Source organism: Pseudomonas sp. ERMR1:02 (assembly GCF_002277815.1).
In the GTDB taxonomy this organism is placed as follows: domain Bacteria; phylum Pseudomonadota; class Gammaproteobacteria; order Pseudomonadales; family Pseudomonadaceae; genus Aquipseudomonas.
The window spans coordinates 205,027-226,657 of the sequence record NZ_NKJI01000001.1; the positions used below are offsets into that span (position 1 = coordinate 205,027).

At 59.7% G+C, this 21,631-nt stretch carries 16 protein-coding genes and 2 pseudogenes; 13 read left to right on the forward strand and 5 right to left on the reverse strand.

Features of this window, described 5'->3' with window-relative positions; translation table 11 throughout:
• Positions 1-58: 58 nt before the first annotated feature.
• Entirely contained in the window at positions 59-1,507 is a 1,449-nt protein-coding gene (locus tag CES87_RS00965; protein WP_128604571.1) for a sodium:alanine symporter family protein, read from the reverse strand.
• 500 nt (positions 1,508-2,007) lie between these two features.
• On the reverse strand, positions 2,008-3,432 hold the full coding sequence (gene aspA, locus CES87_RS00970) for an aspartate ammonia-lyase (RefSeq protein ID WP_128604572.1): 1,425 nt from the start codon (positions 3,430-3,432) through the stop codon (positions 2,008-2,010).
• A gap of 180 nt (positions 3,433-3,612) precedes the next feature.
• Between aspA and CES87_RS00975 the strand changes: the two genes are divergently transcribed.
• The 5 genes and pseudogenes from CES87_RS00975 to CES87_RS00995 all read left to right on the forward strand — a co-directional run bounded on the left by CES87_RS00975 (position 3,613) and on the right by CES87_RS00995 (position 7,400).
• Positions 3,613-4,530: a LysR substrate-binding domain-containing protein gene (locus tag CES87_RS00975; protein WP_128604573.1), complete on the forward strand. Its 918-nt coding sequence runs from the start codon at positions 3,613-3,615 to the stop codon at positions 4,528-4,530.
• Positions 4,531-4,836: 306 nt separating this feature from the next.
• A complete protein-coding gene (purE, locus tag CES87_RS00980; protein WP_128604574.1) occupies positions 4,837-5,328 on the forward strand; it encodes a 5-(carboxyamino)imidazole ribonucleotide mutase in 492 nt (163 codons plus the stop codon).
• A gap of 11 nt (positions 5,329-5,339) precedes the next feature.
• Positions 5,340-6,422, forward strand: coding sequence for a 5-(carboxyamino)imidazole ribonucleotide synthase (locus CES87_RS00985; protein ID WP_128604575.1), 1,083 nt, complete (start codon positions 5,340-5,342; stop codon positions 6,420-6,422).
• A gap of 110 nt (positions 6,423-6,532) precedes the next feature.
• Complete coding sequence (locus CES87_RS00990; RefSeq protein ID WP_128604576.1) at positions 6,533-6,778, forward strand: GlsB/YeaQ/YmgE family stress response membrane protein; 246 nt, start codon at positions 6,533-6,535, stop codon at positions 6,776-6,778.
• A gap of 86 nt (positions 6,779-6,864) precedes the next feature.
• Positions 6,865-7,400, forward strand: a pseudogene (locus CES87_RS00995) (DUF3299 domain-containing protein).
• A gap of 136 nt (positions 7,401-7,536) precedes the next feature.
• Here CES87_RS00995 and CES87_RS01000 read toward each other — a convergent pair.
• Together CES87_RS01000 and CES87_RS01005 are read right to left on the reverse strand one after the other, a co-directional pair.
• The gene (locus CES87_RS01000; RefSeq protein ID WP_128604577.1) at positions 7,537-8,436 is read right to left on the reverse strand and encodes a D-hexose-6-phosphate mutarotase; all 900 of its coding nucleotides are present in this window, start codon (positions 8,434-8,436) and stop codon (positions 7,537-7,539) included.
• Between the two features lie 72 nt (positions 8,437-8,508).
• Positions 8,509-8,913 carry an acyl-CoA thioesterase gene (locus tag CES87_RS01005; protein ID WP_007942704.1) on the reverse strand — a complete coding sequence of 135 codons (405 nt, stop codon included), beginning with the start codon at positions 8,911-8,913 and terminating at the stop codon, positions 8,509-8,511.
• Positions 8,914-9,276: 363 nt separating this feature from the next.
• On the opposite strand from CES87_RS01005, the gene CES87_RS01010 reads away from it, so the two are divergent.
• The 8 genes and pseudogenes from CES87_RS01010 (at position 9,277) to CES87_RS01045 (ending at position 20,080) form a co-directional block, all read left to right on the forward strand.
• Entirely contained in the window at positions 9,277-10,575 is a 1,299-nt protein-coding gene (locus tag CES87_RS01010; RefSeq protein ID WP_128604578.1) for an MFS transporter, read from the forward strand.
• A 213-nt stretch (positions 10,576-10,788) separates the two neighbouring features.
• The gene (locus CES87_RS01015; protein WP_128604579.1) at positions 10,789-11,790 is read left to right on the forward strand and encodes a phosphate ABC transporter substrate-binding protein PstS; all 1,002 of its coding nucleotides are present in this window, start codon (positions 10,789-10,791) and stop codon (positions 11,788-11,790) included.
• A 220-nt stretch (positions 11,791-12,010) separates the two neighbouring features.
• Positions 12,011-14,293 (forward strand): ABC transporter permease subunit, encoded by a 2,283-nt coding sequence (locus CES87_RS01020; RefSeq protein ID WP_128604580.1) that lies wholly within the window; start codon positions 12,011-12,013, stop codon positions 14,291-14,293.
• 15 nt (positions 14,294-14,308) lie between these two features.
• Positions 14,309-15,979 (forward strand): phosphate ABC transporter permease PstA, encoded by a 1,671-nt coding sequence (gene pstA / locus CES87_RS01025; protein WP_128604581.1) that lies wholly within the window; start codon positions 14,309-14,311, stop codon positions 15,977-15,979.
• Positions 15,980-16,140: 161 nt separating this feature from the next.
• Entirely contained in the window at positions 16,141-16,974 is an 834-nt protein-coding gene (gene pstB / locus CES87_RS01030) for a phosphate ABC transporter ATP-binding protein PstB (protein WP_077046279.1), read from the forward strand.
• A gap of 128 nt (positions 16,975-17,102) precedes the next feature.
• Positions 17,103-17,864, forward strand: coding sequence for a phosphate signaling complex protein PhoU (phoU, locus tag CES87_RS01035; protein ID WP_128604582.1), 762 nt, complete (start codon positions 17,103-17,105; stop codon positions 17,862-17,864).
• 167 nt (positions 17,865-18,031) lie between these two features.
• On the forward strand, positions 18,032-18,949 hold the full coding sequence (locus CES87_RS01040; RefSeq protein ID WP_128604583.1) for a response regulator: 918 nt from the start codon (positions 18,032-18,034) through the stop codon (positions 18,947-18,949).
• A 238-nt stretch (positions 18,950-19,187) separates the two neighbouring features.
• Positions 19,188-20,080, forward strand: a pseudogene (locus tag CES87_RS01045) (peptidoglycan DD-metalloendopeptidase family protein).
• A 90-nt stretch (positions 20,081-20,170) separates the two neighbouring features.
• Here the strand turns inward: CES87_RS01045 and CES87_RS01050 are convergent.
• Positions 20,171-21,511, reverse strand: a complete 1,341-nt coding sequence (locus tag CES87_RS01050) for a hemolysin family protein (RefSeq protein WP_128604584.1) — start codon at positions 21,509-21,511, stop codon at positions 20,171-20,173.
• Positions 21,512-21,631: the final 120 nt, after the last annotated feature.

The following is a 21,631-nucleotide window of genomic DNA, read 5'->3' on the forward strand; positions in this document are numbered from 1 at the left end:
CACACTGGATTTCCGTACTTTAACTGACGGGCGCGGGGATGCGCCCGTCGTTTACCCGTCAGCGTTGCGCTGCGGGTACGCCCTGCGGCTGAGCTTCAGCCTTGGTGGTTGTCGGCGGATTGGCCGGCCAGGCTTTCAGGTCAAGATCCAGATCCGGGAACTTGCTCGAATCGAACACCGGTGTCTTGATGCCGGCGGCACGCTGGTCATCGTAGTCACGCAGGATGCGCATACCAACCTTGAACAGCAGGAACAGCGCGATCAGGTTCACGAATGCGAGCAGGGTCATGGTGATGTCGGCGAAAGCGAACACAGTGCCGAGGTTCTCGATGGCGCCCCAGAAGATCAGCACCAGTACCAGGGCCCGATAGCCGATCAACGCCTTGCGGTTTTCACCGATCAAGAAGCGCAGGTTGCTCTCGCCCAGGTAGTAGTTGTAAAGGATCGAAGTGAACACGAACAACGCCAGGGCCACGGAGATGAACATCCGGCCCCAGTCACCGACCACGGCGGCCAGGGAGTTCTGGGTCAAGGCAATGCCGTCGCCTTCGAAACCCGGGGTGTAGAAGCCCGAGAGCAGAATCAGCAGCGCGGTGCAGGTGCAGATCACGAAGGTGTCGAGGAATACGCTGAACGCCTGGACCACGCCTTGCGCCACCGGGTGCTCGACCGACGCTACAGCGGCGACGTTCGGCGCACTGCCCAGGCCCGCTTCGTTGGCGAACACGCCCCGCTTCACGCCCATGACGATGGCGCTGCCGATTAGCCCGCCAAAGGCTTGATCCAGACCGAAAGCGCTCTTGACGATGGTCATCAGCATCGCCGGTACGTGGTCGAATTGCAGCACGATCACGTAGATGGTCACGCCGATGTATACCAGGGTTTTCACCGGCACCAGCAGGTCAGCGACCTTGGCGATGCGTTTGATGCCACCGATGAACACCAGGCCCAGCAACACCGCCAGCGCGAGGCCTGTCCAGGTGGTGTCGAGGCCGAACGCGTTGTTCAACGAGTGGGTCACGGCGTGGGATTGCAGGCCGTTGAAAGCGAACCCGAAGGTCACCAGCAACAGGAACGCCATGATCATGCCCAACCAGCGTTTCTGCAGACCGTGCTGGATGTAATAGGACGGGCCGCCACGGTAAGTGCCGTCGGAGTCAGCGCGTTTGTAGAGCTGGCCGAGGGAGCATTCGAAGAAGCTGCTGGACATGCCGACCAGCGCGGTCACCCACATCCAGAACACCGCACCGGGTCCACCGAGGGTCACGGCGATGCCGACGCCGGCGATGTTGCCCGCACCGACACGACCGGCGAGGCTGAGCATCAGGGCCTGGAACGAACTGAGTTGACCGGCGCTGCTTTTGAGGCTGTCGCGGAACACCGAGAACATGTGGAAGAAGTGACGCAATTGAACGAAACGCGAGCGGATCGTGAAGTAGCTACCGAGCCCGACAATGAGCACGATCAGTACTTTCCCTGAGAGGAAGTCGTTAATGACTTCGAGCATGGATTATTCCTCGCTGTTTTTGTGTAGGCAAATGTTGACCGGAGAGACACATCGAGTTACACCAGCTGGCACACGGCACAACAGGCGGGTCGAAGTTCGTCCCGGTTTCATTTCGCGGGTTTGTTATTAGTTCGGGTTTCGCATGGGTTGTGGCCTCGCTACCGACGACCGCTCACGCGAAGAGGGGCGGCACTATACCGATGAGAGTGCCGTCCGTCTGCACGGTTGTGGTGCATTCGGTGAAACGAAGATGCTTTGCAGGGATTTGGGGTGACCTTGAGGCCCTCTTCGCTGGCAAGCCAGCTCCTACAGTGGGTTGATGCCGCAAATGTTGTGTTTGCCTGGCCACTGTAGGAGCTGGCTTGCCAGCGAAGAGGCCAGCACAAACACCGCAAATCCGGGTAAAAAAAAGGGCCTGGAGATTGATCTCCAGGCCCTCAAAAGGTGAGAGGTGTCTAGTCCCTCGACCTGGTGAGCGGTGCTACAAGTTACGCGTCGGATCAGGCTTTAAGCGGAACCAGACGCGGAGCAATCATGTTTTCCGGGCGCAGGATGTCGGCGAGCATGGCGTCGTCGAGCAAGCCTTCTTCGCGCACCAGTTCCAGCACGCCGCGACCGCTTTCAAGGGCGATACGGGCGATGCGGGTGGCGTTTTCATAGCCGATGTACGGGTTCAGCGCGGTAACCAGGCCGATCGAGTGCTCGACCAGTTCACGGCAGCGCTCTTCGTTGGCGGTGATGCCGGTGATGCAGTGCTCGCGCAGCATGTCCATGGCGCGTTGCAGCAGGCGGATCGAGTCGAAGATCTTGAAGGCGATCAGCGGCTCCATCACGTTCAGTTGCAGTTGGCCGCCTTCGGCCGCGATGGTCAGGGCCAGGTCGTTGCCGATGATCTGGAACGCAACCTGGTTCACGGCTTCCGGGATAACCGGGTTGACCTTGCCTGGCATGATCGAGCTGCCTGGCTGACGTGCCGGCAGGTTGATTTCGTTGATGCCGGTGCGTGGGCCGCTGGACAGCAGGCGCAGGTCGTTGCAGATCTTCGACAGCTTGACCGCGGTGCGCTTGAGCATGCCGGAGAACAACACGAAGGCGCCCATGTCGGAGGTGGCTTCGATCAGGTCGGCCGCCGGTACCAGCGGGTGACCGCTGATCGTGGCCAGGCGCTGAACGGCCAGGTGCTGGTAACGCGGGTCGGCGTTGATGCCGGTGCCGATCGCGGTACCGCCCAGGTTCACTTCGGTCAGCAGCTCTGGCGCCAGAGTCTTCAGGCGTGCCAGGTCTTCGCCCAGAGTGGTGGCGAAAGCGCGGAATTCCTGGCCCAGGGTCATCGGCACGGCGTCTTGGAGTTGGGTGCGGCCCATCTTCAGGACGTGGCTGAATTCTTCACCTTTGGCTGCGAACGACTGGATCAGGCTGTCGAGGCTGGTCAGCAGCGCGTCGTGACCCAGCAGCAGACCCAGGCGGATCGCCGTCGGGTAGGCGTCGTTGGTCGACTGCGCCATGTTCACGTCGTTGTTCGGGTGCAGGTACTGGTATTCGCCCTTCTGGTGACCCATGGCCTCCAGCGCGATGTTGGCGATGACTTCGTTGGCATTCATGTTGGTCGAAGTGCCAGCGCCGCCTTGAATCATGTCCACCACGAACTCTTCGTGGAAATCGCCGCGGATCAGACGGGCACAGGCTTCGCTGATGGCAGCGTGCTTGGCTTCGCTCAGGTGACCCAGCTCGCGGTTGGCGTCAGCGGCGGCCTGTTTGACCATCGCCAGGCCGACAACCAGCTTCGGGTAATGCGAAATCGGAACGCCGGAGAGACGGAAGTTATTCACCGCTCGCAGGGTCTGGATGCCGTAATACGCTTGAGCCGGTACTTCGAGTACGCCAAGCAGGTCTTTTTCTGTGCGGAATGATGCAGCGGAGGACATGATAGAAATCATCTCGATATGGACCCGGTCTGTGCCGGAACACTGCAAATGCTAGGCTTGTGTAGAATTTTGGGCCAATGCTGTTAAGTACTGGCCTATGCATATTCGGCATAATGCCTATGTGACGCCGTGTTTACGGCGAGCGTGCGACCTAAATTGGTGCGTGTCCGGGAGGACGTGATGAATCTGGAAAGTAAATGGCTCGAGGATTTCAGTGCTCTGGCCGCCACCCGCAGCTTCTCCCAGGCGGCAGAACGTCGCTTCGTGACCCAGCCGGCTTTCAGCCGGCGGATCCGCAGCCTCGAAGCCGCGTTGGGGCTGACGCTGGTCAACCGTTCGCGCACGCCGATCGAGCTGACGGCGGCGGGGCAGTTGTTCCTGGTTACCGCGCGCACCGTGGTCGAACAGCTCGGCGAAGTGCTGCGCCATCTTCATCATCTGGAAGGCGGGCAGGGCGAAGTGATGCAAGTCGCCGCCGCTCACTCGTTGGCGCTGGGTTTTTTCCCGCGCTGGATCGCGCAATTGCGCAACGAAGGCTTGAACATCGCCACGCGGCTAGTGGCGACCAACGTCGGCGACGCGGTGCATGCACTGCGTGAAGGCGGTTGTGATCTGATGCTGGCGTTCTACGACCCGGACGCGGCGATGCAAATGGATCCGGAAATCTTCCCCTCGCTGCACCTTGGCCAGACCGAGATGCTTCCGGTATGCGCCGCCGATGCTGACGGTAAACCACTGTTCGATCTGGAGGGTGAGGGCAGCGTGCCGTTACTGGCCTATAGCGCCGGTGCGTTTCTAGGCCGATCCGTGAACATGTTGCTGCGCCAACGGGCATTGCGCTTCACCACCATCTACGAAACCGCGATGGCCGACAGCCTGAAAAGCATGGCGCTGGAAGGGCTAGGCATTGCGTGGGTGCCTCAGCTCTGCGTGCGCGCCGAACTGGCGCGCGGTGAGCTGGTGGTGTGCGGCGGTCCGCAATGGCATGTGCCGTTGGAGATTCGCCTTTACCGCTGCGCATTGGTGCGCAAAGCCAACGTGCGGTTGCTGTGGCGCAAGCTCGAAGGCGGTGCTGCGCAAACGCCCACCGGACTGTAGGAGCCGGCTTGCTGGCGAAACAGGCAACGCGGTTTGCCTGAAACACCGCGTTGTCTGGTTCGCCAGCAAGCCGTCTCCTACAAGGGATTTGTGGTGGGTTTTCGCTGACCTTTGAGTCAATAAAACAGGCACTTTGAGCCGTATGACAGATGGTCGTAACGGGGGCTGTTTATTGGTTGCATTGAGGTATACTGCGCGGCCTTCGGCCGGTTCGCCTGGCCATAATTCGTACATCCAAGCCACGCATCTGCGTGGCTTGTTGTTTTTTGACGCGCCTGCGGGCGCCCAGAGAGAAGAGGCACGACGATGAGTGCACTGGTTGGCGTGATCATGGGCTCCAAGTCCGATTGGTCCACCCTTAGCCACACCGCCGATATGCTGGAAAAGCTCGGCATCCCTTACGAGGTCAAAGTGGTCTCTGCCCACCGTACCCCGGACCTGCTGTTCCAGTACGCTGAAGAGGCCGAGGCGCGTGGCATCGAGGTGATCATCGCCGGAGCCGGTGGCGCGGCCCACTTGCCTGGCATGTGTGCGGCCAAGACCCACCTGCCGGTGCTGGGCGTGCCGGTGCAGTCGTCGATGCTCTCGGGCGTCGATTCGCTGCTCTCCATTGTGCAGATGCCGGCAGGCATTCCGGTTGCCACCCTGGCCATCGGCAAGGCTGGCGCGATCAACGCAGCGCTGCTGTCGGCGAGTATCCTCGGCGCCAAGCACCCGCAGTTCCACAAGGTGCTGAAAACTTTCCGTGCTGAACAGACAGACAGCGTCCTGGAAAATCCAGACCCACGCATCGCCTGAGGTTGTTGACGATGAAGATCGGTGTAATCGGTGGCGGCCAGTTGGGTCGCATGTTGGCGCTGGCGGGTACTCCGCTGGGCATGAACTTCGCTTTCCTGGACCCGGCGCCGGACGCTTGCGCTGCTGCATTGGGCGAACACCTGCGCGCCGATTACGGCGATCAGGATCACCTGCGTCAGCTGGCCGATGAAGTCGATCTGGTGACTTTCGAGTTCGAAAGCGTTCCAGCGGAAACCGTAGCGTTCCTGTCGCAATTCGTGCCGGTCTATCCAAGCGCCGAAGCCCTGCGTATCGCCCGCGATCGCTGGTTCGAGAAAAGCATGTTCAAGGACCTGGGGATTCCGACCCCGGCGTTCGCCGACATTCAGTCCCAGGCTGACCTGGACGCCGCCGTGGCTTCCATCGGTCTGCCGGCCGTGCTCAAGACCCGTACCCTGGGTTACGACGGCAAGGGCCAGAAAGTCCTGCGCACCCCTGAAGATGTGGTCGGCACTTTCGCCGAACTGGGCAGCGTGGCGTGCCTGCTCGAAGGCTTCGTGCCATTTACCGGCGAAGTCTCGCTGATCGCTGTGCGTGCTCGCGATGGTGAAACGAAGTTCTACCCGTTGGTACACAACACCCACGACAGCGGCATTCTTAAACTGTCCGTGGCCAGCACCGACCACCCGCTGCAGGCTCTGGCTGAAGACTACTCCAGCCGGGTGCTCAAGCAGCTGAGCTACGTTGGCGTGATGGCGTTCGAGTTCTTTGAAGTCGACGGTGGCCTCAAGGCCAACGAAATCGCCCCACGCGTGCACAACTCAGGGCACTGGACTACCGAAGGGGCCGAGTGCAGCCAGTTCGAAAACCACCTTCGGGCGGTGGCTGGTCTGCCATTGGGTTCGACTGCCAAAGTCGGTGAAAGCGCGATGCTCAATTTCATCGGCAAAGTGCCGGAGACCGAGAAAGTCCTGGCCATCGCCGATTGCCATCTGCATCACTACGGCAAGGCGTTCAAGGTTGGCCGCAAGGTTGGTCACGCCAACCTGCGGTGTGCAGACCGCGAGACGCTCGCCGCGCAGATCCTCAAGGTCGAAGCGCTCATTGCCGAATAAATAGTTTCATGTGGCAGCGGCGGAACCATTGCGGGGCCGCCGTTCTCTCATGGCAGTATCCGAAAGTCTGGCTAGGCTTTCGCATAACTATCCATTCAGAGGGAAATGCCATGGGAATTATCGGAACCATCTTTATCGGCTTGATCGTCGGCCTGCTGGCGCGGTTCCTGAAACCGGGCGATGACAGCATGGGCTGGATCATGACCATCCTGCTCGGTATCGGCGGTTCGTTGGCGGCCACTTACGGCGGCCAGGCTTTGGGCATTTACCAGGCTGGTCAAGCTGCCGGTTTCATCGGTGCGCTGGTCGGAGCCGTGATATTGCTGGTGATCTACGGCCTGATCAAAAAGAACTGACTCAAGCGACAAAGCCCTCTCTGCTAAGCAGGCCGGGAGGGCTAGAATGCTCGGCGTTCCAGTTCTCTCCATTACCGAGCACCTTCATGCGCCGTCTTCTGTTGACTCTTCTTTTACTGGGTTCGGGCCTTGCCCACGCTGGCGAATTGCCGGAAACCGACTGGCTCGAACTGATGCCCAAGTCGGACCAGAAAGCCCTCGAGGCCATGCCCGAGATCGACCACAACTCCCCGAAGCCAATGGCACCTTCACCGATAAGGGCGGCATGAAGCAGAGCAAAGGCCTGCCGGCGGTGATGTATTCGACCAAAACCGTGCCGTCGATGAGCGACAAAAACATCCGTCTGGGTGGTTATCCGGTGCCGTTGGAAACCGACGCCAAAGGGCGCAGCACGTTGTTCTTCCTCGTGCCGTATCCGGGCGCTTGCATCCATGTGCCGCCACCGCCGCCTAATCAACTGGTGCTGGTGCGTTATCCCAAGGGTTTGAAGCTCAATGATATCTACACGCCGCTGTGGGTTACCGGCACGCTGAAGATCGAGAAAGTCAGCAATGATCTGGCTGATGCGGCGTATGCGCTGGATGCGGCGAAGGTGCGAGTGGTTAAAGAGTCGGACTTGTAACGCGTCATTCAAACCAGGCATGAACCAAATGTGGGAGCGGGCTTGCTCGCGAAGGCGGTGTATCAGTCAACGATGATGTTGAATGTTACGGCCCCTTCGCGAGCAAGCCCGCTCCCACATTGGTTTTCGGTGTTGCTTACAGCGGGGCGCTGCCGATACTCACGCCCAGGGTATGGCTCGCACCCGGCGCCAACACCACCACATCACCCATTACATTCGCCGTCTCGATGCACAGCATACGTTGCCAGCCATCGTCGGCCATGTCACTGAATGCCGCGGCGCGGTCGATCCATGGGTTCCAGATCACCGCCGAGCGCGAACCGGTACTGGTCAGCTCTATGCGCCGTTCCCATGCCGGGTCGACGATGCTCAGTTTCACCGGAGGATCGAGGTAGATGCGGTCGGTCTCGCCGGTAAAGCGCAGGTCGCCGGACTGGGTTACGGTTTTCCAGTCGTCCAGCGTTTCGATGTAGCTCAAGCCATCCACGCCTTCGACATGCACGTTGCGCACATCGCTGACGGCGAAATAACTGTGCAGTGCCTGGCTAATGGTGACTGTATCGGTGCCCTGGTTGTGGCTGGCCAGGCTGATGTGCAGTTGCTCATCCAGACGAATGCTCAGTTTCAAGTCCACCTGATGCGGCCAGCCTGGCAGGCCACCTTCGGGGTAGGGCAGCAGGAACTCGACCTTCAGGCTTTCGCCCTCGGCTTCAATGCCGCCCAGTTCCCAGTCCATTGCCCGCACCAGGCCATGAGCGCTTGGCGGCTCGTTGCTGACACGCATCGCCTGCACACTCTGCGGATTGCGCGCGAAGTTGCCGAACCACGGCCAGCACACCGGCACACCGGCGCGGATGCTTTTGCCGGTCTTGAACACCGCCTCGTCGTTGAGCCAGATCAGTGGCGGCTCACCGGCCAATTGATAACTGAGGATGTGTGCGCCTTGCTGGGCCACCAGCAATTCGGCCTGACCGTGGCGGATGCGCCAGCAGTTCAGTTCATCCAGTTTCACGGCTTCAACGTTGGGCGTGCTCATGGGACAGCTCTCGATCAGTATCAGGACTGCAATGGACCGTAAAACGGTCGTCGGGTTTTAACGAGGCTCTTGTTAACGGGCGCGTGGCGGAACCGAACGGGTGCGGCCGCTGCCATCGATGGCAACGAACACGAATACCGCTTCGGTGACTTTGCGCCATTCGCTGGACAACGGATCGTCGCTCCAGACCTCGACCATCATCTTGATCGAGCTGCGGCCGATTTCCAGTGCCTGGGTATAGAAGGAGAGTTGAGCGCCCACCGCCACCGGAACCAGAAACGCCATGCGGTCGATTGCAACAGTGGCCACGCGACCACCGGCAACCTTGCTGGCCATTGCGGTGCCGGCCAAATCCATCTGCGCCACCAGCCAGCCGCCGAAAATATCGCCAAAGCCGTTGGTTTCGCGGGGAAGTGCGGTAATTTGCAGGGCCAGGTCGCCTTGCGGGATCGGATCTTCTTGTTCGAGTTCTATCATGCCGGGGGTGCCTCTGACCCGTGACTCTTCATTGGTATTTCAGGTGAATAGCCGTCTCAAGGAAAAACGATTCAGCCCCGAACATACTACGTTCGTCACGTTTTTCGTAAGGCGCCTAAAGGGAAACTCTGCGAAATCGCCTGTGAACCTGAAGGCGTTTTCGCACAGCAACCCTTGCAAGCTATTGCACAATTGCGAGTATATCGGTCGATAGACTCCGATACGACCGTCCGGTTCTCATTTTGACTGTCAAATACGCGCTTCTATGTGCTTTTTCGAACAATTTGCTATCGTGCCGGACCTGCCCGAGCCCTTGCCAGCGTTGTAGGGGCGGCAGACCTGACTATAAGAGAAGCCTTTGCCATGACCACAGCGCCCTCGAGTATCGCGCAGCCTTCGCAATCCGCACGTCCGCTGACCCGTAACGACTACAAGACACTATCGCTGTCGGCCCTGGGTGGCGCGCTGGAGTTTTACGACTTCATCATCTTCGTGTTCTTCGCCACGGTGGTGGGCAAGCTGTTCTTCCCAGCGGATATGCCCGAATGGCTGCGTTTGATGCAGACTTTCGGCATCTTCGCCGCCGGCTACCTGGCGCGGCCGCTGGGTGGCATCGTGATGGCGCACTTTGGCGACCTGCTTGGTCGCAAGAAAATGTTCACCTTGAGTATTTTCATGATGGCGGTGCCGACCCTGATCATGGGCCTGCTACCGACTTATGCACAGATCGGCATGTGGGCGCCGATTCTGTTGCTGGTGATGCGGGTGATTCAGGGCGCAGCGATTGGCGGTGAAGTGCCGGGCGCTTGGGTCTTCGTTTCCGAACACGTGCCGCAACGTCATATCGGCTATGCCTGCGGCACCCTGACCAGCGGTCTGACAGCGGGTATCTTGCTTGGCTCTCTGGTTGCTACGGCGATCAACAGTATTTACACCCCGGTGGAAGTCTCGGATTACGCCTGGCGGATTCCGTTCCTGCTTGGCGGCGTGTTCGGCCTGTTCTCGGTGTACCTGCGCCGCTGGTTGCACGAGACGCCGGTGTTCGCCGAACTGCAACAGCGCAAGGCCCTGGCCGAAGAAGTGCCGCTACGTGCGGTGTTGCGTGACCATCGTGGCGCGATTGCCATTTCCATGCTGCTGACCTGGCTGCTGTCGGCCGCCATCGTGGTGTTGATCCTGATGACCCCGACCGTGCTGCAGACGGTCTACCACTTCTCGCCAACCACCGCTTTGCAATCCAACAGCGTGGCGATCGTATTCCTGAGCATTGGCTGCGTCGTTTCCGGTGCCCTGGCGGATCGCTTCGGCGCCGGCAGAGTCTTCGTGTTCGGCTGTGCGGCGTTGCTGGCCAGCTCCTGGACCTTCTACCACAGCCTGGCCGAGCATCCAGACTGGCTGTTTCCGATGTACGCCCTGACTGGGCTGCTGGTGGGTACCATCGGTGCGGTGCCGTACGTGATGGTCAAGGCATTCCCGCCGGTGGTGCGTTTCAGCGGCCTGTCGTTTTCCTACAACGTCGCCTATGCCATTTTCGGTGGCCTGACACCGATGATCGTCAGCCTGCTGCTCAAGGAAAGCCCGATGGGGCCTGCGTATTACGTGGCGGTGCTGTGCGTAGTCGGGGTTTTGGTGGGTGCGTATCTTTGGAAGAAAGGGCGTTAAGCCAACTGACGCCTTCGCGGGCAAGCCTCGCTCCTACAGATCACTCGGTCCTGTAGGAGCGAGGCTTGCCCGCGAAGAACGATAACGCCGTATCCCTTCAAAACATCGAATACTGGCCTTTCATCCAATTGTCATATTTCAGCCATAGAGTGTTCACACGGCCTGCCGATACTTGGCCCCGACTTAACACACCCTATCTGCTAGGAGTAAGGCATGAAACTGAAGCGTTTGATGGCGGCAATGACTTTTGTCGCTGCTGGCGTTGCGACTGCCAACGCGGTTGCCGCTGTTGACCCGTCGATCCCGAGCTACACCAAGACCACTGGTGTGTCGGGCAACCTGTCCAGCGTCGGCTCCGATACCCTGGCCAACCTCATGACCCTGTGGGCTGAGAACTACAAAAAAGAATACCCGAACGTAAACATCCAGATTCAGGCCGCCGGCTCCGCCACTGCGCCACCTGCGTTGACTGAAGGCACCTCCAACCTGGGCCCGATGAGCCGCAAGATGAAGGACACCGAACTGGCTGCCTTCGAGCAGAAGTACGGCTACAAGCCAACCGCTATCCCGGTTGCCGTGGACGCCCTGGCTGTATTCGTCCACAAGGACAACCCGATCCAGCACCTGACCATGGAACAGGTCGACGCGATTTTCTCGTCTACTCGTCTGTGCGGCGCTAAAACCGAAGTAAAAACCTGGGGTGACCTGGGCGTGACTGGCGACCTGGCCAACAAGCCGGTTCAACTGTTCGGTCGTAACTCGGTATCCGGCACCTATGGCTACTTTAAAGAAGAAGCCCTGTGCAAAGGCGACTACAAGCCAAACGTCAACGAACAACCAGGCTCGGCTTCGGTCGTGCAGTCGATCAGCTCTTCGCTGAACGGCATCGGTTACTCGGGCATCGGCTACAAAACCGCTAGCGTGAAAACCGTTGCTCTGTCGAAGAAAGGCAGCACCGAGTTCATCGAAGACACCGAAGAAAACGCCCTGAACGGCAAGTATCCGCTGTCGCGCTTCCTCTACGTTTACGTCAACAAGGCCCCGAACAAGCCTCTGGCCCCGCTGGAAGCCGAGTTCGTGAAACTGGTTCTGTCCAAACAGGGCCAGGAAGTTGTAGTGAAAGACGGCTACATCCCACTGCCAGCCAAAGTTGCTGCAAAAGCACTGGCTGACCTGGGTCTGGCGGAAGGCGGCGCTGAAGTCGCAAAAAAGTAACACCGTAGGAGCAGAGCTTGCTCGCGAAGGGGGCGCCGCGGTCCCTTGAGACTGCGGCGTACCCTTCGCGGGCAAGCCTCGCTCCTACAAGGCCAAGGATTGCCGCACGGGCAATTCGGTCCCCCCAATTTTTAATCCGCTGCCAGTACCCGCCGGCGGCGGATTTGTTGCGTCACTGCACTGTCATCTTTCTGTCATACAGGATCGCTAGGGTGTGCGAATGAATGATCTGGCCAATTCCAACATGACTACTAATCCCCCCAAGCGGATTGATTTCAATACGCCTGAGCTACAACGCAAGCGCCGCATTCGCGCGCTCAAAGATCGCCTGACTCGCTGGTACGTCCTGGTGGGCGGCCTTGCCGTACTGGGCGCGATCACACTGATCTTCTTCTTCCTTGCCTACGTCGTCGCGCCCCTGTTCCAGGGTGCCAGCCTGACTGCCAAGGACGCCATCACGCCCGCCTGGATGCAAGACGCCGGCAAGCCGTTGATGATCTCCCTGGAAGAACAGAACCAAGTGGCAATGCGGGTTTCCGACAAAGGCCAGGCGCTATTCTTCGACATCGACAGTGGCGCAGAACTCAAGCGCGTCGATCTGCCGGTTCCGGCCGGCACTACCGTAACGTCCATCGGCGAAGACCAGCCAGGTCATCCGCTGGTGGCGGTGGGTCTGTCCAACGGTCAGGCTCTGGTGTTCCGTCATACCTATAAAGTCAGCTACCCGGACGGCAAGAAAACCATCTCGCCAGCCATCGAATACCCATACGGCGAAACTCCGATCGTATTGAACGAAGCGGGCGGTGCGCTGGAGCATGTCAGCCTTAACGCTACCGATTCGACCCTGATGCTGGTCGGTGCCACCGGTTCACAACTCAATGTTCTGTCGCTGACCAGCGAAGAAAACATGATGACCGGCGAAATCACCAACGAGCAGAAACGCATCGATCTGCCGCAAATGACCGAGCCGGTGAAGAACATCTTCGTCGACCCGCGTCAGCAGTGGCTGTACGTGGTCAACGGGCGTGCCCAGGCCGACGTGTTCAGCCTGCGCGACAAGAGCCTCAACGGTCGCTACAAACTGCTGGAAGACGGTGAAGCCCAAGTCACCGCAAGCACCCAGCTTGTGGGCGGTATCTCGCTGATCGTCGGCGACTCCAAAGGTGGCCTGGCCCAGTGGTTCATGGCTCGCGACCCCGATGGCGAACAGCGCCTGAAGCAAATTCGTACCTTCCAGATGGGCACCGCGCCAATCGTGGAAATCACCGCCGAAGAGCGCCGCAAGGGCTTCCTCGCCCTTGATGCTTCCGGCAAGCTTGGCGTGTTCCACAGTACCGCTCACCGCACCTTGCTTGTGGATCAGGTGGTCGAAGGCCAGGGCCTGTTCGGCCTATCGCCACGGGCCAACCGCGTGATCGTGGAGCAGGGTGGCAAGCTGCAACCGTTGCTGCTGGACAACCCGCACCCGGAAGTCTCGTGGAGCGCGTTGTGGAGCAAGGTCTGGTACGAGAACTACGACGAGCCTAAATACGTCTGGCAATCGACCGCCGCCAACACCGACTTCGAACCGAAACTGAGCCTGTCGCCGCTGACCTTTGGCACCCTGAAAGCTGCGTTCTACGCCATGCTTCTGGCTGCCCCTCTGGCCGTCGCCGCCGCAATCTACACCGCGTACTTCATGGCTCCGGGCATGCGCCGCAAGGTCAAACCGGTTATCGAGCTGATGGAAGCGATGCCGACGGTGATCCTCGGTTTCTTCGCCGGTCTGTTCCTCGCACCGTATGTGGAAGGGCACCTGCCGGGCATCTTCAGCCTGCTGATGCTGCTGCCGATCGGCATCCTGGTCGCCGGTTTCACCTTCAGCCGCCTGCCTGAGTCGCTGCGCCTGAAAGTGCCGGACGGCTGGGAAAGCGCGATCCTGATCCCGGTGATCATTTTCGTCGGCTGGCTCTCGCTGTACATGAGCCCGTTCATGGAGAACTGGTTCTTCGGCGGCGACATGCGCATGTGGATCTCTCACGACCTGGGCATCACCTACGACCAGCGCAACGCACTGGTGGTTGGTCTGGCCATGGGCTTCGCGGTGATCCCGAACATCTACTCGATCGCCGAAGACGCTGTGTTCAGCGTGCCACGTGGCCTGACCCTCGGTTCCCTGGCCCTTGGTGCCACGCCGTGGCAGACCATGACCCGCGTGGTGATCCTCACCGCCAGCCCGGGCATCTTCTCGGCGCTGATGATCGGCATGGGACGTGCGGTCGGTGAAACCATGATCGTACTGATGGCCACCGGCAACACTCCGGTCATGGAAATGAACCTGTTCGAAGGCCTGCGCACCCTGGCCGCCAACGTCGCGGTGGAAATGCCCGAATCGGAAGTCGGCGGCAGCCACTACCGCGTGCTGTTCCTCTCGGCGTTGGTGTTGCTGCTCTTCACCTTCGTCATGAACACCCTCGCAGAACTGATTCGTCAGCGTCTGCGCAAGAAATACTCGTCGCTTTAAGAAAGGTAGAAGTCTGTGAAACAGAACTCCCTGAATGGATGGTTCAAGAGCGGCGCCCCTGGCGTCTGGATCAGCGGTGGCGCGGTGTCCATCGCGGTCATCATGACCATTGGCCTGCTGGCGGTGATTGCCGTGCGCGGTCTGGGTCACTTCTGGCCGGCGGACCTGGTGCATGCCAGCTACGACGTGCCGGGCCAGGCCAATCACCTGGTCGTTGGCGAAGTGGTACAGAAGGAAGAAGTACCGCGCGCGCGTCTGAAAAGCGCGGGCTTGCCGGTGCCGGACGAAGGTCCGGAGTTCATGACCCGCGAGCTGATCAAAGTCGGCAACCGTGACCTGAACGGCAACGACTTCACCTGGATCGTTGGCGAGTGGCTGACTAACCAGAAGACCCCGGTCGAATTGATGGCGCTGGAGCGCCGCGAGTGGGGCAACTTCTACGGCTATCTGGTCAACGTCAAACAGGATGGCAAGGTCATCGCCGAAGGCGAGGCGGCATGGCCCGAGCTGCAAGCGCGGATCAACCGCGTAAATCAGCTGGCCGCGCAACTGAAGTCCCTGGAAAAGTCCGACATCGGCGCGATCAACTCCGGTCTCGAACGTATCCGTCTGCATGGCCGCAAACTGGAACTTGAAGGCAAGCTCGACCCCGCCGCCCAAGCTGACATGGAATCGGAGCGTGCCGAACTCAACGCTCGTTATCAGGACGTTGAAGCGCGTCTGAGCGACCTGCATGCGCAGTTCAACCGCGACAGCCTCACCGCTCGTGATGCCAACGGCAAAGAAGTAGAAATCGGCCTCGGCAAAGTGGTTCACGCCTATCAGCCGAACGCCATGGGCACGATGACCAAGCTGGGGTTCTATTTCAGCAAGATCTGGGAGTTCCTGAGCGACGATCCGCGTGAAGCGAACACCGAAGGCGGGATTTTTCCGGCGATTTTCGGCACCGTGATGATGACCCTGATCATGGCGATGATCGTTACCCCGTTCGGCGTGCTGGCGGCGGTGTACCTGCGTGAATACGCCAAGCAGAACGCCCTGACCCGGATTATCCGGATCGCGGTGAACAACCTCGCCGGCGTTCCGGCGATCGTCTACGGCGTGTTCGGTCTGGGCTTCTTCGTTTACGTACTCGGTGGTTCGGTTGACCGCTTGTTCTTCCCGGAAGCGCTGCCGGCTCCGACCTTCGGTACGCCGGGTCTGCTCTGGGCTTCGCTGACCCTGGCGCTGCTGGCGGTGCCGGTGGTGATCGTGGCCACCGAAGAAGGTCTGGCACGTATTCCGCGCACCGTGCGTGAAGGCTCGCTGGCCCTCGGCGCAACCAAGGCCGAGACCCTGTGGAAGATCGTAATTCCAATGGCCAGCCCGGCGATGATGACCGGCATGATCCTCGCCGTGGCACGCGCCGCCGGTGAAGTGGCGCCGCTGATGCTGGTGGGTGTGGTGAAACTGGCGCCGTCGCTGCCAGTGGACGGCAACTACCCGTACCTGCACCTTGACCAAAAGATCATGCACCTGGGCTTCCACATTTATGACGTTGGCTTCCAAAGCCCGAACGTCGAAGCCGCTCGGCCACTGGTATACGCCACGGCACTGCTGCTGGTGCTGGTGATCGCGACATTGAACCTGTCGGCCGTTTATATCCGTAACCACCTGCGCGAGAAGTACAAAGCGCTGGATAGCTAATTGTCGCCGCTCCCTGTAGGAGCCAGGCTTGCCGGCGAAGGCGTCTTTGAAATCGCCTTCGCCGGCAAGCCTTGGCTCCTACAGGGAGTGGCAATACCGCTGGCCCATTTTTTTGAGGCCGCGGTCAATCGAACCGAATTTGTTAGCACAGGGAGCCTCCCATGCAGCACGAAGCACATACCCACGGCATCAACATGTCGGCCCTGGGTCGCGACAAACAGAGCCTGAACCTCGAGCAGGAAACCGTGGCCATCGAAGTGCCGGGCCTGAGCCTGTTCTACGGCGAGAAACAAGCGCTGTACGACGTCAGCCTGAACATTCCGAAACAGCGCGTGACCGCCTTCATCGGCCCCTCCGGCTGCGGCAAATCCACGTTGCTGCGTACCTTCAATCGCATGAACGACCTGGTGGATGGCTGCCGCGTAGAAGGTGCGATCAACCTGTACGGCAACAACATCTACCGCAAGGGCGAAGACGTGGCCGAGCTGCGTCGTCGCGTCGGCATGGTGTTCCAGAAGCCGAACCCGTTCCCGAAAACCATCTACGAGAACGTGGTCTACGGCCTGCGCATCCAGGGCATCAACAAAAAGCGTGTGCTCGACGAAGCCGTTGAGTGGGCATTGAAAGGCGCGGCGCTGTGGGACGAAGTCAAAGACCGCCTGCACGAGTCGGCGCTGGGCCTGTCCGGTGGTCAACAGCAACGTCTGGTGATTGCCCGCACCATCGCCGTGGAGCCGGAAGTGTTGCTGCTCGACGAGCCGTGCTCGGCACTCGACCCGATCTCGACGCTGAAAGTCGAAGAGCTGATCTACGAACTGAAATCAAAGTTCACCATCGTCATAGTGACCCACAACATGCAACAGGCCGCGCGGGTGTCCGACTACACGGCGTTCATGTACATGGGCAAACTGGTGGAGTTCGGCGACACCGACACCCTGTTCACCAATCCAGCGAAGAAGCAGACCGAAGACTACATCACCGGTCGTTATGGCTAGTTGAGGCAGCTACAAGCCGCAAGCTTCAAGCGGCAAGTTAGAAGCTATGCGGTTTCGAGTTCACCACAACACAGCTGGCAGCTTGTAGCTTGCAGCTCTTGGTTAAACGCTTTTGCGGAGCGAACACAATGATTTCTAAGGAAGGCCTCACACACCACATCTCCCAGCAGTTCAACGCTGAGCTTGAGGAAGTGCGCAGCCACCTCCTGGCAATGGGCGGGCTGGTCGAGAAGCAGGTCAACGACGCGGTGACCGCGCTGATCGAGGCCGACTCCGGCCTGGCCCAGCAGGTGCGCGAGATCGACGACCAGATCAATCAGATGGAACGCAACATCGACGAAGAATGCCTGCGCATTCTGGCCCGTCGTCAGCCGGCAGCGTCCGACTTGCGCCTTATCATCAGCATCTCCAAATCGGTGATCGACCTGGAGCGCATCGGTGACGAAGCGACCAAGATCGCCCGTCGCGCCATCCAGTTGTGCGAAGAAGGTGAAGCACCACGCGGTTACGTAGAGGTTCGCCACATCGGCGACCAGGTACGCAACATGGTGCGCGATGCCCTGGACGCTTTTGCCCGTTTCGACGCCGACCTGGCGTTATCGGTGGCGCAGTACGACAAGATCATCGACCGCGAATACAAGACCGCCCTGCGTGAGCTGGCGACCTACATGATGGAAGACCCACGCTCTATCTCGCGGGTCTTGAGCATTATCTGGGTGCTGCGTTCACTGGAGCGCATCGGCGACCACGCTCGTAATATCTCGGAATTGGTGATTTACCTGGTGCGCGGCACTGACGTGCGTCACCTGGGCCTCAAGCGCATGAAGGAAGAAGTTGAAGGAACAAGCGGCGAAAGCGCTAATGTTCCGGGCAAAGCTGACGATAAGTAAGGTTGCCCCAGGACGCGCCCGGCCCTTTGGCCGGGCGTTTTTGTTGGCGGCTTACGAATTCGAATAGCAGCACCCGCGAACGAAAAGTCCCGGCGTGACTGAAGGTTTTTGGCAAAGTGCCATCAGCAAAGCGGTATGCTTGCCGGGATTTTTTAAAGGGGTTATGGATGAGTAAGGTCAATGTGTTGGTCGTGGACGATGCCTCGTTCATTCGTGACCTGGTAAAAAAATGCCTGCGTAACTATTTTCCGGGCATGCAGATCGAAGACGCGGTCAATGGCAAAAAGGCTCAGGCCATACTGGCGCGGGAACCGTTCGACCTGGTCCTGTGTGATTGGGAAATGCCGGAAATGTCCGGTCTGGAGCTGCTGACCTGGTGCCGCGAGCAGGACAATCTCAAAGGCATGCCGTTCGTCATGGTGACCAGTCGCGGCGACAAAGAGAACGTCGTCCAGGCGATCCAGGCTGGGGTATCCGGCTATGTCAGCAAGCCGTTCACCAACGAGCAGTTGATCACCAAGGTCAAGCAGGCGTTGCACAAAGTCGGCAAGCTCGACGCCGTAATGAACACGGCCAATACCAAAACCAGCTCGGCGTTCGGCAATGATTCCCTGAATGCATTGACTGGTGGCAAGGCTGTCGTGGTGGCACCGACAGCCCCTGCACCTGCTGCAGCAACTGCCCCATCCCGTGGGTTGCTGAACAGCCCGCCGGTCAAGGCACCGGTTGCCGCTGCTGCAGCCGGGGGCGGACGTGGCCAGGGTCAACTGCGCCTGCCAAACGGCATCCAGCAATGCGTGATCAAGGCCCTTAGCCTCAAGGAAGCGCTGCTGGTGGTCAAACGCGCGGATACCCTGCCGCAAGTGCTAGACAGCGCTGTGCTCGACCTGGAGCAGGGTGATAACGCCGAAACCGCCCGCCTGAACGGTTACCTGCACGCCATCGTCGCCCACGAACCGAAACCCGATAGCGAATGGCTGCAACTGACCTTCCGCTTCGTCGATCAGGACGCGCAGAAGCTCGATTACATCTCCCGCTTGATTGCACGCGGCACGGCGCAGAAGCATTTCGTACCTGGCGCCTAATCTTCGTCGCCTATTTGTCCGTCTTCGCGAGCAAGCCCGCTCCCACATTTGATCTCCAGTGGACACAAATTTTGTGACCAGCTGGGGATCAAATGTGGGAGCGGGCTTGCTCGCGAAGGGGCCATTAAATTCACCACACATCACCCTGATCACCCCATCTTGAAACATCTGCCGACTACCCGGGTCCATTGCAGCTGCTAGGCTTATTCCCAGGCCTTACTCGACAGAACCCCTGCCCATGCTCGCGCGCCTGCTGTTTCTCTGTGGTCTTTTCATGGCCTCCACCTCGGCTATGGCCATGACCATCTACAAGTCCACCGACGCCAATGGCGTGGTCTCCTACAGCGACCGCCCCAGCAAAGGCTCCAAGGTGTTCACTTTCCAGGATCGAATGGTCGAGCACCTTGAGCGTCAGGTTTACTTCGTCATCATGAAGAAGGACGGCGTGGACAGCGTGTATGTGCGCAATGACCTGTATGCGCCGGTAGAGATCGAATTAAGTTTCACCGGGGTGAAGAATGCCGACGGAGTGCCGAGTCGGCCAATACGGCGAGTCATGCCGCTGCGCAGCAGCATTCGTCTGGCGCAGCTGACATCGAAGCAGGCTGGAAGGCCACTCGCTTATATCCCGAAGCTGAAATATTCCTGGGTGACCCGTCAGGGGCCTCCATGGCCTATCAATACCCGTTTCCCTGGCGTGGCGGGCCCTTCCACCTGAGTCAGGGTGCCAATGGCCAATACAGCCACTACGGACCGAAGAACCGTTACGCCATGGACATCGCCATGCCCGAAGGCACGCCGATCATCGCCGCCCGCGGCGGGGTCGTGGTGAAAACCGAAAACCACCAGACCGGACGCGGTACCGACCCCTCGGGCAACTTCGTGCGTGTGCTGCACGATGACGGAACCATGGGCGTGTACCTGCACCTGAAGAAAGGCTCGGTCTGCGTTCATGAGGGGCAACGGGTTGCGGTGGGCAGTGCGCTGGCGTTGTCGGGCAATACCGGTAACAGCAGCGGGCCGCATCTGCACTTCGTGGTGCAGCGCAATACCGGGATGGGGTTGGTGTCGATACCGTACCGTTTCAATCAACCGGTAGGCGCATTGCCCAACTTTGCGTTGGGCATGTAGGAGCCGGCTTGCTGGCGATGAACGATTACGCGGTATCACAGAGGCTCCGCGGTGCGCCCATCGCCAGCAAGCCGGCTCCTACAAAGGTATTTAATCGAGCATCAACACCTTGGCCAGAACAATCTTCGGCCCTTTCATCTTCTTGATAATGATCCGCAGGCCTTCGACTTCCAGCACTTCTTCCTCTTCCGGCACCCGTTTCAGGCTGTCATAGACAAGCCCGGCGAGTGTTTCGGCTTCAACGTGGTCCAGGTCGATACCCAACAGCCGTTCGACCTTGAACAGCGGCGTATCGCCCCGAACCAGCAGTTTGCCCGGCTGATACGCGAGGATCCCGCGCTCGGCCTTGTGGTGTTCGTCCTGGATATCGCCAACCAGAGCTTCCAGCACATCTTCCATGGTCAGGAAGCCGATCACCTTGCCATCGGCCTCCTCGACCAGCGCGAAATGCGCGCCGCCCTGGCGGAACTGTTCCAGCAGGCTGGACAGCTGCATGTGCCTGGTCACTCGCTCCAGCGGGTGCAGAAGCTCGATCATATTGAACTTGGACGGTAGCATTTCCAGCAGCGACAGCTGCAGCAGCAGGTCCTTGATGTGTAGCAGGCCGATAAAGCTGGCAGTTTGTTCGTCGTACACCGGGTAGCGGCTGTACTTGTGGCGGCGGAACACACTGAACACATCTTCCAGCGCGGCCGTGCTGTTGAGGTAAACCAGGTCTTCACGCGAGTTGGCCCAGTCAACCACTTCCAGCTCGCCCATTTCCACGGCCGAGGCCACTACGCGCATGTCCTGGTCGCTGGGGTCGCTGGCGCGACTGGAGTGGAGGATCAACTTGAGCTCGTCGCGGCTGTAATGGTGCTCGTGGTGCGGACCAGGTTCACCTTGCCCTGCGATGCGCAGGATCTGGTTGGCGCTGGCGTTGAGCAAGTAGATGGCCGGGTACATGGCCCAGTAGAACAGGTACAGCGGCACCGCGGTCCACAGCGACAGCAATTCGGGTTTGCGGATGGCCCAGGATTTCGGGGCCAGTTCGCCGACCACGATGTGCAGGTACGAAATGATGAAGAACGCAGTGAAGAACGAAACCGCCTTGACCACCTCGGCCGAATCCACGCCCACGGCACTCAGCACGGGTGCCAGAAGGTGTGCGAACGCCGGTTCGCCGACCCAGCCCAAGCCCAGGGAGGCGAGGGTGATACCCAGTTGGCACGCCGACAGGTAAGCATCGAGCTGACTGTGCACGGTGCGCAGGATGTGCCCGCGCCAGCCGTGCTGTTCAGCGATGGCCTCGACCCGGGTCGAGCGCAGTTTGACCATGGCAAACTCTGCCGCAACGAAAAAGCCGTTGAGCAAAACCAGGATCAGAGCAAAAAGGATCATGCCGAAGTCGGCGAATATTGATGCGAGGGTCAAGCCAGGGGAAGGGTCCATGATGGAGTTTTGCGGGTTCCGTGTATTCGAATGGATAGAAAAAAGTGCGTCTGAAAAGGCAGGCGCAAGTCAGCCAATGTAGCGGCTGACTTGGCGATTGCCTAGGGGGGAGTGCTCGCC